The 12,252-nt window shown below is 71.2% G+C and carries 12 protein-coding genes and 2 pseudogenes; 3 read left to right on the top strand and 11 right to left on the bottom strand.

Going from position 1 to position 12,252, the window contains the following annotated elements:
• The first annotated feature begins 113 nt into the window (after positions 1 to 113).
• The gene (locus ACFC0B_RS10080) at positions 114 to 1,208 is read left to right on the top strand and encodes a hypothetical protein (protein ID WP_376084439.1); all 1,095 of its coding nucleotides are present in this window, start codon (positions 114 to 116) and stop codon (positions 1,206 to 1,208) included.
• 12 nt (positions 1,209 to 1,220) lie between these two features.
• On the opposite strand, the gene ACFC0B_RS10075 is transcribed toward ACFC0B_RS10080, so the two are convergent.
• From ACFC0B_RS10075 to ACFC0B_RS10025, 11 genes and pseudogenes are all read right to left on the bottom strand, one after another.
• Positions 1,221 to 1,832 (bottom strand): hypothetical protein, encoded by a 612-nt coding sequence (locus ACFC0B_RS10075; RefSeq protein WP_376084437.1) that lies wholly within the window; start codon positions 1,830 to 1,832, stop codon positions 1,221 to 1,223.
• Between the two features lie 339 nt (positions 1,833 to 2,171).
• A pseudogene (locus tag ACFC0B_RS10070) lies at positions 2,172 to 2,330 on the bottom strand (family 1 glycosylhydrolase); the annotation flags it as partial.
• A gap of 186 nt (positions 2,331 to 2,516) precedes the next feature.
• A complete protein-coding gene (locus ACFC0B_RS10065) occupies positions 2,517 to 3,248 on the bottom strand; it encodes an SDR family oxidoreductase (protein ID WP_376085089.1) in 732 nt (243 codons plus the stop codon).
• Positions 3,245 to 3,679 (bottom strand): SRPBCC family protein, encoded by a 435-nt coding sequence (locus tag ACFC0B_RS10060; RefSeq protein ID WP_376084435.1) that lies wholly within the window; start codon positions 3,677 to 3,679, stop codon positions 3,245 to 3,247. The genes ACFC0B_RS10065 and ACFC0B_RS10060 overlap by 4 nt, the downstream gene beginning before the upstream one ends.
• 192 nt (positions 3,680 to 3,871) lie before the next feature.
• Positions 3,872 to 4,042, bottom strand: coding sequence for a hypothetical protein (locus tag ACFC0B_RS10055; protein WP_376084433.1), 171 nt, complete (start codon positions 4,040 to 4,042; stop codon positions 3,872 to 3,874).
• Between the two features lie 50 nt (positions 4,043 to 4,092).
• Positions 4,093 to 4,359 (bottom strand): annotated as a pseudogene (locus tag ACFC0B_RS10050) (transposase); the annotation flags it as partial.
• A 63-nt stretch (positions 4,360 to 4,422) separates the two neighbouring features.
• Positions 4,423 to 5,958, bottom strand: coding sequence for a S8 family serine peptidase (locus ACFC0B_RS10045; RefSeq protein WP_376084431.1), 1,536 nt, complete (start codon positions 5,956 to 5,958; stop codon positions 4,423 to 4,425).
• Between the two features lie 321 nt (positions 5,959 to 6,279).
• Positions 6,280 to 7,623, bottom strand: a complete 1,344-nt coding sequence (locus ACFC0B_RS10040) for a GH1 family beta-glucosidase (RefSeq protein ID WP_376084429.1) — start codon at positions 7,621 to 7,623, stop codon at positions 6,280 to 6,282.
• Between the two features lie 123 nt (positions 7,624 to 7,746).
• Positions 7,747 to 8,493 (bottom strand): hypothetical protein, encoded by a 747-nt coding sequence (locus ACFC0B_RS10035; protein WP_376084427.1) that lies wholly within the window; start codon positions 8,491 to 8,493, stop codon positions 7,747 to 7,749.
• Between the two features lie 406 nt (positions 8,494 to 8,899).
• Positions 8,900 to 9,448, bottom strand: a complete 549-nt coding sequence (locus tag ACFC0B_RS10030; RefSeq protein WP_376084426.1) for a hypothetical protein — start codon at positions 9,446 to 9,448, stop codon at positions 8,900 to 8,902.
• 1,032 nt (positions 9,449 to 10,480) lie between these two features.
• Positions 10,481 to 11,041: a hypothetical protein gene (locus ACFC0B_RS10025; RefSeq protein WP_376084424.1), complete on the bottom strand. Its 561-nt coding sequence runs from the start codon at positions 11,039 to 11,041 to the stop codon at positions 10,481 to 10,483.
• Positions 11,042 to 11,174: 133 nt separating this feature from the next.
• On the opposite strand from ACFC0B_RS10025, the gene ACFC0B_RS10020 reads away from it, so the two are divergent.
• On the top strand, positions 11,175 to 11,852 hold the full coding sequence (locus tag ACFC0B_RS10020; protein WP_376084422.1) for a TetR family transcriptional regulator: 678 nt from the start codon (positions 11,175 to 11,177) through the stop codon (positions 11,850 to 11,852).
• 173 nt (positions 11,853 to 12,025) lie between these two features.
• The gene (locus ACFC0B_RS10015) at positions 12,026 to 12,220 is read left to right on the top strand and encodes a DUF1918 domain-containing protein (protein WP_350544413.1); all 195 of its coding nucleotides are present in this window, start codon (positions 12,026 to 12,028) and stop codon (positions 12,218 to 12,220) included.
• The last annotated feature ends 32 nt before the right edge of the window (positions 12,221 to 12,252 follow it).

Here is a 12,252-nt window from a genome sequence, read left to right as displayed (position 1 = left end):
GATTCGAAGGCGAGGCCATGTCCGACTCCTCCGTCCCGCGCTCCCGTTCCCGTGGATCCTCCCGACGCCGGAGGTCCCGTTTCACCGACCAAGATCGATTCACCCAACCGGAGTTGCTCGCCGAACGACTGCTCATCCATGTGGACGCCACGCGTGTGGGGTGGGTGCGGGAGCAGCTCAACACAGGCCGGAGCGGGCTCGTGATCGGTGGGCCGAAGGCCCTCAGGAAAGCGCTGGACCTACGGGAGGAGGGCTATGAGGACGTGCTCCTCGCCGACCCGGCGTTCTACGAGGTCGACATAGCGACAGCAGACGTGCCCTACCTGCAGCGGACCGGTGAGTTCCCCGCCACCGACCCGCTCGGTCAGGCAGTCCAGGAGCAGCTCGCCGTCGGCGCGACGGCGGCGCTCACGCCAACCGGGTACCTCCGAGCCGGGGACACTGCCGCTGTGCGGGCTGCTGTGCGCGAGGTGGCCGTGCGTGAGGATCCTCGAATCGTGCTCGCGCTACCGATCGACGTGGGCTGGTTGCAGATCGCCCTGGTCGACAGTCTCATTGATGAACTGAGCACAGCACCGGGGTCCAAGGCCATCATGCTCGGCGGCCAGTTGGACCCACTGGCGCGCTTCCCCGAAGCTATCACCGGCCTGACCCGAGTCCTGGCTCATGTACCAGGCACCGCCTTGCTGCGGGCCGATCTCGCGGCGTTCGGCGCGCTCGCCGGGGGCGCGGCATTCGCTGGCTACGGGCTTTCGGGGCGCCTCCGGCACGTCGTACCGCCCGGCGAGCCGACGAAGAGCTCGGGGTTCGCCGATTCACCGTCCGTTCTGTTCCCCGAGTTGATGGCCCTGTTCCTCGGAAAGACCCTCGCGCGCCGCTTCGCCGCGACGCACGCACCCGTTTGTGAGTGCACGGCCTGCGGACGACGGCCGTTGGACAGTTTCCCGAGCAATCGTGACGCCAGAACGGCAGCCCAGCACAACACATCCGTGCTGTTGTCCTGGCAGCAGACGTTGCAGACCCAGGCGCCCGGGCCCGACCGCCAAAGGTGGTGGCAGGAACGCTGCCGTGCCGCCGTGAACCGCTATCCGCTCGTCAACGCCGCCATCCAGCAACCGAACGGATTCAGGGTCCAGCCGCAACTGCTGCGATGGTCCATCCTGAATGCGACGACACCTTCGACATCGGCAGGCGCAGGAGCAGACTGATAGACGGGCGGTTCAACCAAGTCGCCCATACAGCTCCTCGACGAAGTGCCAGGCCGCTGCGGTGTGCCGCAGCGGCCTGTACGCCTCAGGTTGCAGGGCTATCCGGATCCCGTCCTGATCATGGACGAAGACGCCGATGCCGTAGAAAGCGGCCTCCGTCAAGATCTCGTCCAACCCCGCGCACGGGGGCCGGCGTAGCAGGACAGCTCGGCGGCAGAACGGTGCGAATCGGCCTGCACGCTCGAGACCCCGCCGCCAGTCGGTGGCCGACACAACCGCGAGGTCGACGGCGAGCGGCCGGACCGCTCGACGTGTGACCAGCTCCGTGTCCGACTCGACCGCTCCGTGAGGGAAGCCAGGAAGCTCTTCCCGCTGCGGGAGCGAGCCCACCGGAACGGGAAGGTCGACCGGAAGGCCGAGCAGTCGCTCCAGTACGGGGATGCTGTCCAACCGCTCGGCGCCAACCGCTTCCCGCCTGCGATGCTCACCTTCATCAATCCGGTACAGCAGAAGGGCACGGGTACCCAGGACTGCGAGCATGATCCCTTCGCTCTCCGAGGACACCTGCGAGAGAGCCGCCTCGCGGACAGAACGCCAAGCCGCAGGATTCACCACACTTGCCATGGACCCCACCTTGCCGTACCGCGCGGCACCACGGCCAGGCGCCCCTCCGCGCCGGGCTTCCGGGATTGCACGAGCGGGTCTCGCATCCTCAGGGCTGCACGAGCCCGAGCAACTGCGTCGGGCCAGGGCAAGGAGTCTCCTGGCATCGGGATCCTTCCGACTGGACACGCGAGGTGATGTCCTGAAGCCGCAAACCCATATTCCCTGCGCAACCGACCCATGACTGAACCACTGGGGACTGGCTACGGACTCGTCGAACACGCCGTCTTCTGCCTGAGGCCGGGGCTCAGCTGCTGCGGTCCGCGCCATCCAAAGGGCCCATCGAATACTGCCAAGCGGTCATCCATCTCCGCGGCTTCGTGAGGCCAACTGCTTTGAAAAATTTGACCGATGAGTGGTAATCAGGTCGCGGTACCAGGTGTACGAGGACCTCGGGGTGCGCACCTGCGTCTCGAAGTCGACGTGGACGAGGCCGAAGCGCTGGTGATAGCCCTCGGCCCGTCGAACAGACTGTCATTCTACCCAGAACCCAATTCTCCATCTTCAATCATCTTGCTTTTTCGGACAGTTGGGGCATCGACTGACGGATGCCCCGCAGAACCCAATGCGTCGTAGGCGAAGGCGAGCCTCGGCACGGATTCCATGCCCGGAGCCCGGGCGCCGTCCGCACGGACCGGGCGGATTTCAGAGTGTCTGGACGAGGCCGCCATCGATGACGGAGTCGCTGACGGTGACGTTACCCGCCCGGTCGCCGGCCAGCAGCACGACCAGGTCGGCGACCTCCTGGGGGAGGCTGAAGCAGCTGATCGCCGACTGCGGGACGGCGGCTCGAGCGATGTCCTCCGGATCTCCGCCCGCCGCTTTCTCGACCGTCGCGGCGACGCCGTCGTCACCGAGCCACAGCGCTGTGGACACCGTCCCGGGGCTGACTGCGTTCACCCGCACTCCGCGCGGACCGACCTCCTTGGAGAGGGCCTTGCAGAAGTTGGAGAGCGCCGACTTGGCCGCGCAGTAGTCGATGATCGTCGGGTCGGGCAGGAACGCGTTGACCGAGCTCACGGTCACGATTGAGGCGTTGCCGCGCTCGATCAGACGGGGCAGGGCCGCTCGGGTGGTTCGGACTGCGGCGAGAGAGTTGATCGCCAGTCCCTGGATCCAGTCGTCGTCGGTGACCGACAGGAGACCGGTCAGCCGAAGGCGTACCGCGCCGACGTTGACCAGGATGTCCGGCCCGCCGAACCGCGACACTGCCTCCTCGACCGCGACTGCGGGGCCGTCCGCCGCGGTGAGGTCGACGGACACCGGGTGCACCTGCGGGGCGAGCGCGGTCAGCGGACCGGTGATACCGCGCGCTACCGCGACCACGTTCGCGCCTTCGGCAGCGAGCGCCCGCGGCTGCCGCGTACGTGAGGTCAGGACCGCTCGATGGCAGCTTTGATCCGGCGTCCGAAGTCGGGGGCGTCCTTGCGGGCGGCATGCGCGGCCGGGCCGAGCAGGGCCTTGCCGAGGCCGTGGCCTTCGAGCACGGTGAAGATCCGGACCCGGGTACGGCCGTCCGGCAGCGGTTCGAGGTCGTAGCCACCTTCAGCGGTGATGAGGTTCTTGCCCCACTGGACGGTGCGCGGCGCCTCCACATCGGTGATGCGGAACTCGCGGGAGGTCTTCATCCCGGCATCCTTCACGGTGCTGCGGAAGACCGTTCCGACGATGGTCGGGCCGTCCGAAGTCTTCGCGATCTCCAGAACCCGGTGGCTGAACTCGGGGTCATGGCGGCCGTCAGCGAGATAGGCGAAGACCTTGTCCACCGGGCGGTCGACCTCGACGCCGGCCTCGAACTGTCCCGACATGTCGGCTCCTCGCGGTGGGCCTGGGCAGCGCTTCACAGCCGGGATTCCAGCGAGTCCCGGCCCACTCCTCCCGGCCGCGGGGCGCAGCATGAGGCCGGCGGCGCCGATCCACGGCAGCCGTCCAGTAGGGTCCGGGGCTTCTGCTGGGCTCCTTGTCCAGCGTAAGCCGAGGCTCACGTCTGGGTGTCGCCGTCAGCGCGGTTCGCCGGGGCTGTCGGCGGACAGCAGGTGGTCGGCGCCGCCTTCGACGATCTTGGCCGTGTCGGGGAAACGGGGGAGCATGGTCGTCTCGTAGGTGCGGACGACTTCGTCGACGTAGGTGCAGTCGGGGAACGCGAGGGCCAGCTCGGCTGCCTCGAGCATGGCGAGATTGACGAGCGGGGTGCCGCAACGGTCCACGATCACATGGTGTTCAGCAGTGCGATATGCAGGCGGGGCCAGATGCCGGCCTCGGTCCAGTCCCGCAGGCGGCGCCAGGCCGTGATTCCGGAGCAGCCCACGGCCTGCGCGGGGACATCGCGCCATGCGACACCGGTCCGCAGCACGTAGATGATGCCCGCCGGGGCCGCCCGGTCCGGGACCCGTAGTCGCCCGGGGTGGCGGTGGCGTCGTTCGGGAGCGGGCGGCAGCAGCGGAGCCACCCGCTCCCACAGGTCATCCGGCACAAGAGCAACACGCACCCGGACAGCCTGCCGACCAAGATCACCGAGCACGAGGGTGCAGCTCAACTCATTTTGAAACGATCAGTTGACCGCGCGCAGGGCGTTGACGATGCCGAAGCCGTAGAACCCGTTGACCCGCTTGCCGCCCGCACAGACGGCGTCCGCGGTGGCCTCACCGGCCCCGGCGGTACCGGCGGCCGGGGCCGTCGGGCAACCCGGGTTGTCCGCCTGGGCCTTGAGCATCGCCTGCAACTGCTCCGGGGTCGCGTGCGGGTGGGCGGACTTCAGCAACGCGGCCACACCGGCGACGTGGGGCGTGGCCATGGACGTGCCCTGCTCGTAGCCGTACTGGTTGTTCGGCAACGTCGACAGGATGCCGCCGCTCTTGGACGGCGTGTCCGAGGCGACGTACTGGTCGCCGCCCGGCGCCGCGACGTCGATCACACCGAGGCCGTAGTTGGAGTAGTACGCCCGCGTGTTCGTGGGGCCGGTCGCGCTGACCGTGACGACGCCCGGCAGTTGCGCGGGCAGGTCCCAGCAGGTGTGCGGGTCGACCGTCCGGCTCGACGGGGTGGAGTCGTCGGGGCTGCCGCCGTCGGTGAAACCGTCGGAGGCCAGGTCGTGGTTGGCGTTGCCGGCCCCGGCGACATTGAGGGTGCCCTTGCGCTGCGCGTAGAGCTGGGCGCGGTCGACCGCGTCGATGATGGCCTTCTGGTCGGGGTCGTCCAGGCAGTTGTACTGCCAAGGGTCCACGTAGTAGCTGTTGTTGGTGATCTGCACGCCGTGGTCGGCGGCGAACACGAAGGCGCAGACGACGCTCTCGGCGTAGATCAGCTGGCGCGGAGTGGGCTGGGAGACCGTGATCCCGGAGACCTTCACCCCGGGCGCCACGCCCGCGACGCCGACACCGTTGCGGGCCGCGGCGATCGTGCCCGCCACGTGGGTGCCGTGGAAGTAGTTTGGGTCGACCGGCCGCCAGGCGCCGTACGTGGTGTCGGCCTTGCCGCCGGCGCAGTTCGCGGACTGCGAGGGGGAGAAGTTCAGGGCGAGGTCCGGGTGGGTGTCGTCGACGCCGGTGTCGATCACGGCGACCGTGACGTTCCCGCTGCCCGGGTCGATCTTCGCGGCCTGGTCCGCGCCGATCGCCCGCAGCGCCCACTGCTCGGCTTCGAGGGGTTCGGCGCCGCTTCCGGACGCCTTCCCTATGCTCGCGACCTCGCTTGCGGACAGAGGCCGCACCGGGCCCGCGTCGCCCGCCCCCGCCGGGCTCAGCGGCGAGGTCCGCGTGGCCCCCGCCGACTGCACGCCGGGCACCGCGCGCATGCGCCGGGCGAAGTCGGGATTCGCCGAGTGGACGACGATGACGCCGATCCCGTCGTAGGTGACGACGATGCTGCCGCCGGCCGCGGTGACGGCCCGCTGCACCGCCGCGATCGTGCGACGGTCGGTCTTGGTGTTGACCACGTACGCCAGGGTGTTCGCGTCCTCGGCCCGCTCGGCGACCTGCGCCCGGGGAGCCGCCGAGGCCGTCGCGGGGAGGGCCCCGAGCGAGGCGGTCAGCGACAGCACGACCGGTGCGGCCAGGCCGAGCCGGAGTAAGGAACCTATTCGAGCCATGTGATCTCCACATCATCCGGGTGCGGGACCCGGCCGGGGAACGGAGCGCCGGCCGGGCTGGTACGGGACGGGTGGTGCAGGAGTGAAGCTAACCTGCCGCCTCGCGAACCGGCAATGACCTTGCACGAACTCTCCGGAGGCGGCGCGCTTCGGGTCCCCCTACAACCAACCCGCGACTGAAACCACTGGCGATGGGCTGCGGATTCATAGAACGCCCTGTCATTTGCGCAGTTTCTCGGGCCCAGCCGCCGCAGCCGCACCATCCGGATGACCTCTCGGCCGCTACCGGAAGGCCATACATCCCGCAGCGATTGAAGCCAACTACATTGGCAGCCGCGCCCGGTGGGCTGCGATCAGGTCGCGGTACCAGGCGTAGGAGGCCCTGGGGGTGCGTTTCTGGGTCGCGAAGTCGACGTGGACGAGGCCGAAGCGTTGGTGGTAGCCCTCCGCCCATTCGAAGTTGTCGAGGAGGGACCAGGTGTAGTAGCCGCGGACGTCGACTCCTTCGGCCATGGCGGCGGCGAGGGCGTCGAGGTGGGCCGCGAGGTAGTCGATGCGGGGGCGGTCGGGGGTGGTGGAGGCGTCGACGGAGCAGCCGTTCTCGGTGATGGTGAGGGGTGGGAGGGCCTCGCCGTAGACGTCCCGCAGGTGGAGGAGGAGGTGGGTGAGGGCTTCGGGGACGACGGGCCAGCCGAAGGCGGTGTGGGCGGGGGCCTCGGGGATGTCGAGGAGGGTGAAGGGGAGGACGGGGTCGGTGGGGGCGCCGATGCGGGTGGGGTTGTAGTAGTTGACGCCGAGGCCGTCCAGGCCGGGGGCGTGGATGAGGTCGAGGTCGCCGGGGCGGACGGCGCCGAAGATGTCGTCGGGGACGCCGAGGGCGGAGAGGTCGGGGTAGCGGCCGAGGAGGACGGGGTCGGTGAACAGGCGGTTGTGGAGGGCGTCGTAGGCCTCGGCGGCGGCCGTGTCGGCGGGTGAGGGCGAGGCCGGCTCGACCGGGGTGAGGTTGTTGGAGAGCATCACCTCCAGGCCGCGGTCGTGGAGGATCGAGGCGGCCAGGCCGTGGGCGAGGAGTTGGTGGTGGGCGGCCGGGAGGGCCTCGAACATCAGGGTGCGGCCGGGGGCGTGGATGCCCATCGCATAGCCGTAGACGGTGTGGACGAAGGGCTCGTTGAGGGTGATCCAGGCGGGGACGCGGTCGCCGAGGCGGTCGGCGACGACGGTGGTGTAGTCGGCGAAGCGGTACGCGGTGTCGCGGTCGAGCCAGCCGCCGGAGTCCTCAAGGGCCTGCGGGAGGTCCCAGTGAAAGAGGGTGGGGAGCGGGGTGATGCCGGCTTCGAGGAGGGCGTCGACGAGACGGTCGTAGAAGGCCAGGCCGGCGGAATTGACGGCACCCGCACCGGCGGGGAGCACACGGGGCCAGGCCATGGAGAAGCGGTAGCCGTCCAGGTCCAGGCCCCTCATCAGGGCGATGTCCTCGGGATAGCGGTGGTAGTGGTCGCAGGCGACCGCGCCGGTGTGACCGTCGCGGACGGCCCCGGGCCGGGCGACGAAGGTGTCCCAGACGGAGGGTCCGCGGCCGTCCTCGTCGACGGCACCCTCGATCTGGTACGCGGCGGTGGCGACACCCCAGCGGAACCCCGCCGGCAGGTCGAAGCGGTCCGGCATGGCAGCCTCCCGGCAAGAACATGAGGAAGGCTCATGTTACTGGCGCCGCGCCGAAACACCAGAGGAGGCGGGCCGGCGCCGGGCACGACCGGCCTCGACGGCGACGGATCCGCCGACCTTCCGTCAGCCTCCGGTGCCGACCGAGGCGAAGGGCTCGGGACTCACGCCGAGCAGCCCTCCGAAGGGGGAGTTCAAGGCGTAGATGAAGACGACCATGAAGGCGATCAGGCTGGTGAAGCCCACGGCCAGGACCAGATGCGTGCGGGTGCGCCGGATTCCGAAGAGGAACATCAGGCCCAGGGTGAGCGCACCGCCGGCGAGCAGGCCGAACCACATCACGCCCGACATGCCCCCGCCTCCGTCCGCCTCGCGTCCCTGGCGCGCCTGGTAGGCGACGGAGATCTGTCCGAACGCCAACTGGTCCACCTGCTGCTGCGCGTTGGTGGCGGGTTCGAAGGACGTCCACGCGTTCTGCACGTCGTGCAGAAGCATCCAGCCGCGCGGGCCCAGCGGCTTGCGCTGCTCCATCAGGGGCCACTCCTCGTTCTGGACGTAGGTGGCGTAGGTGACCGCCGCCGCGCGGGCCCGCTGAGCGGCGTCGGGCGGGAGGCCGTCGGCGAGCAGATACGTCTGGTGCAGTGCCCCCGCCTCGGCGCTGATATTGGCATCGACGCCGTCCTTGGCCTCCCACACCGAAACCAGCGCGAGACCCAGCACGAGGGCGTACAGCACACCGACCATCATCGTCAGGTATTCAGCAGTGTCGTCATCGCCCACCTCCTCCGTCGGCGCCGATCGCTTGGCCCTACGGCTGTTGAGCAGGGCCGCACCCCCGGCGACGACGACGAATCCGGCGACGATGCCGATCACGACGATTACTTGTTCCATGGCGCCCTTGAGCTTCGGTCGGGTCGGCGACGCGCCCTGCGGCGGCGCCGCGCGATAACTGCGGCGGCGATCGCGGGAACGAACAGGACCAGGAAGAACATGAGGAGGAAGGTGTGCGGCAGAGCGGCCGCGTTGGTGCTGAAGCGGCCGGAGTGCAGGAGGGGTGACCCTACGTGGCCTCCCCCGACACCCGGTCCAGGGGAGCGGGACGGTGACGGGGACGCGGCACTGGAAGCGCTGGGGGAACTGGAGGAACTGGAGGAACTCTGCGAGTTCTGTACAGGCCTACGCCCGTTGCCCGGCACGCCGGTACCGGGAGCTGCGGGTGCAGGTGCCCCTGCTGCCGGAGCTGCGGGCGCGGGTGCTGCTGCGGGCGCCGGAGCTCCCGCTACGGGCGCCCCTGCTGCGGGTGCGGGAGCGGGTGCCGCAGGAGCTCCCGCTGCGGGCGCGGGCGCCACGGGTGCAGGTGCAACGGCCCCAGCTGCTCCGCCCGCAGGGGCCACGGCCGCAGCCGCTCCGGGCGCGGGAGGAACAGCTGCGGGAGCACCAGCCGCAGGACCACCAGCTGCAGGAGCCCCAGCCGCGCGCGCCCCCGCCGCAGGAGCAACAGCGGCGGCCGCCCCGCCCGCAGGGACACCAGCCGCGGGAGCACCAGGTAAGGCAGCACCGGGTACGGCAGCACCGGGCGCGGGAACCCCGCCCGCAGCGACAACGGGTACAGGTGCTCCCGGCACGGGAACCCCGGGCGCAACAGCACCGGCCGCAGGTGCACCCGGCGCCGGAACCCCGCCCGCAGCAGCACCAATCGCAGGCGCTCCGGGTGCGGGCGCAGCAGCCGCAGGCGCTCCGGCCACGGGAACCCCGCCCGCAGGAACAGCGGCTGCGGGAGCGCCGACCGCAGCCCCTCCGCCCGCCGGGGCCCCGGCCCCAGGAGCACCAGGCGCTCCGGCCCCGCCCGGGGGCGCCCCGGGTACGCACGCGGGGGCGCCAGGCGGTGCCGGAGCCGACACCGGCGCCGCTGTCGCCCCGACTCCTGCCGGAGTCGGTACCGCCGGAGTCGGTACTCCCGGAACGGGTGCCGCTGCAGTGGGCGCCCCCGCAGCGGGTACTCCCGCGCCCGTGAGGGGTCCCGGGCTCGCCCCCACGCCGATGTAACCCGAGTGCGCCGTACGGGTGATGGTGCGGTGGCCGTAGGCCAGCACCCCTTGAGCGGTGACCAGCCCCTCCTGCTCACCGGGCAGAGCGCGCAGGGTCGCCGTGCACACAAGGGTGGTGACCGGCGGGAGTTGGAGGATGGATCCGTCCTCGCTCCCCGGGCAGCGGGGCTCGGCCCCGGGGGCGAGGGTGTCAGTGATCCGCAGGTCGGTCACCGGGGCTTCACCGTCGTTGCGCAGGTGGTAGCTCACCCGCACCTCGCTGCCGGTCTTCACCTCGGGGGTGCCCGGCCGGCCGTCGACCGTCACCGACAGCACCAACCCCCCGGCTCCCGGCCCACCGTAGGGCAGGCTGGCGGCGAGGTTGGCCAGCGGCAGGTCGGCGACCGAGCCGGCCAGCACGAGGCCGGCGGCAGCCGCGCAGAAGGACAGTCTCCAGCCAGGCATATGATCTAGTTATCGCCCAGGGGACGGCCCAAGCCTCCCCGACACGCCTGCCGAGGGGTATTCACCCGTACCGATCACCCCGCAGGGGTAACGGCAGCACCCGCAGGGACCACAGCCGATCCGGCGGTGGCCACGAGATACAGCACCTCGGCTACGACCTCACCTCCGAACTCCTCGCCCGGGGCGCCCAGCGGCTCGCCACCGGCCCCGCCGCGGCCCCCGGCGTGCGCGGCCCCGTCGAGGCGTTCGGTCTCGACGGGGTGCGCGACGGCTGCGCCGCGATCGGGCTCCGCCCCTGCTGACCCGGCGGCGCGGGCCCGTACCGCCGGGTCAGCGCACAGGCGCACCGCCAGGCCCCCGTGCGGGCGTCAGCCGAGCGTGGCGCCGCGCTCGCGGGCCAGGTCGTCCAGGCCGTAGCGGGTGACGTGCTCCGGGTTGGCCAGGTCGACGGTGCGGAGGCCCTCGGCGGCCAGACGCTCGTTGATCTCGTCCAGATGCTCCCGGACGAGCTGCTTCTCGGCGTCGGTGGTGCGGCCCTTGTGGGGGCGGCCGGCGTGCTCCAGGCTCGCGTAGTTGACCCGCTCGCGGACGGCGGCGGCGCCGACCGGCGCGCTCTGCGCCGGGACCGTGCGGGCGGCCCGCCCGGCGCCCCGCAGCACCTCGGCCATCGGCGCGACCGTCGCCAGGCGGTCGAAGGCCTCGGCGGTCATCACGACGGTGTCCGGCTCGTCGCCGTCCGGGTAGTGCAGCTCGACCGTCACCAGGTCGAGCGCCAGGCCCGCGACCCCGGCCAGCTCCCCGGGCAGCGCCTCGATCTCGACCGGGCCGTCCGCCAGATCGGGGTGCTCGCGGACGACGATCCGCACCAGCTCGTCCTCCTCCGCGTGCCGGCCGGTCAGGTCCGAGAACCGGATGATCTTCTGCCCCATGTCTTCCTCTCCCTACCCCTGGTGATCAGCCCCTGTGACCAGCGCAGAGCCTAGCCGCGTCCGGGAGCGCGCAACGTCCCCGTCCGGGTCCGGGAATTGGCCCGCCGAACAGCGGATGCGGCACAGTGGCCCCATGAGCGCGGACACGAGGAGTCACCCGGCCCCCGGGCGGACCGGCCCCGGGCGGCGGCGGCCGGTGCAGCAGCGCAGTCAGGAGCGCTACGAGCGGATCCTGGACGCCTGCGCCGCGCTGCTCGACGAGGCCGGGGCCGCGGCGCTCACCACCAAGGAGGTGGCCCAGCGCGCGCAGGTGCCGATCGGCACCCTCTACCAGTTCTTCGCGGGCAAGGAGGACCTGCTCGCCGCGCTCGCCGGCCGCAACCTCGACCGCTACCTGCACCGGCTCGACGAACGGCTGCGCGCCGAGGTCCCGGCCGGGCCCGCCGGCTTCACCGACCTCGCGGTGGAGGAGTTCGTCGCGATGAAACGGTCCGTCCCCGGCTTCGGCCAGGTGGACTTCGGGCTCACCGGACCGGCCGTGCCGAGCGGCGTGGACGACGACCGGCACCTGCTGGACACCGAGCTGGACAACAACACGGCCGTCGCGCTGCGGCTCCAGGCGCTCGGCGGCGAACTCTTCGCGACGGCCGACCCGGCGGCGCTCACCCTCGGTCTGCGGGTGGCCCTGGAGGCGGCGGACGCGGTGCTCAAACTCGCCTTCCGCGGCGACCCGCAGGGCGATCCGGCGATGATCGCCGAGTGCAAGCGGCTGGTCCGCTGCTACCTCCTCGAACAGCTCGGACCGCGCTGAGTGACCGCCCGCGGCAGGCCCGGGACAGGCCCGCCGCGGGTGCGCCGCCGGTGCGCGGCGGGCGCCGGTGAGCCGTTGCGACCCGGGCCGGCGGGCAGCACAGTGGAGACAGGAGGGCGGCACCAGCCGGCCCACCGGTCCCCGCTGTCCCCCGAACCCCGAGGAGCAAGACCATGCACGCAGCGGTAGGCGACCAGCTCCACATCCACAGCCGGGCGGTGGGCATGGTCGACCAGAAGGGCGAGATCGTGGAGGTGCGCGGCCAGGACGGCCAACCGCCCTACGTGGTCCGCTTCGAGGACGGCCACACCGGCCTGATCTACCCCGGCCCGGACTGCAACATCGAACCCCGCGAGGCGATCCACTGACGCCACCGGCCACCGCCCCGCGCCCGTCCGGC

The sequence above is a fragment of the Kitasatospora sp. NPDC056184 genome (genome assembly GCF_042268405.1).
GTDB lineage: Bacteria > Actinomycetota > Actinomycetes > Streptomycetales > Streptomycetaceae > Kitasatospora.
The sequence above is the reverse complement of the archived record's forward strand: the minus strand, read 5'-3'. Positions and strand labels throughout refer to the sequence as shown.

Coding starts and splice junctions, on each gene's coding strand:
- ACFC0B_RS10075 (WP_376084437.1), bottom strand. CDS start 1,832: ATGGCAAGTGTGGTGAATCCTGCGGCTTGGCGTTCTGTCCGCGAGGCG.
- ACFC0B_RS10060 (WP_376084435.1), bottom strand. CDS start 3,679: ATGTCGGGACAGTTCGAGGCCGGCGTCGAGGTCGACCGCCCGGTGGAC.
- ACFC0B_RS10055 (WP_376084433.1), bottom strand. CDS start 4,042: ATGCTCGAGGCAGCCGAGCTGGCCCTCGCGTTCCCCGACTGCACCTAC.
- ACFC0B_RS10045 (WP_376084431.1), bottom strand. CDS start 5,958: ATGGCTCGAATAGGTTCCTTACTCCGGCTCGGCCTGGCCGCACCGGTC.
- ACFC0B_RS10040 (WP_376084429.1), bottom strand. CDS start 7,623: ATGCCGGACCGCTTCGACCTGCCGGCGGGGTTCCGCTGGGGTGTCGCC.
- ACFC0B_RS10025 (WP_376084424.1), bottom strand. CDS start 11,041: ATGGGGCAGAAGATCATCCGGTTCTCGGACCTGACCGGCCGGCACGCG.
- ACFC0B_RS10020 (WP_376084422.1), top strand. CDS start 11,175: ATGAGCGCGGACACGAGGAGTCACCCGGCCCCCGGGCGGACCGGCCCC.
- ACFC0B_RS10015 (WP_350544413.1), top strand. CDS start 12,026: ATGCACGCAGCGGTAGGCGACCAGCTCCACATCCACAGCCGGGCGGTG.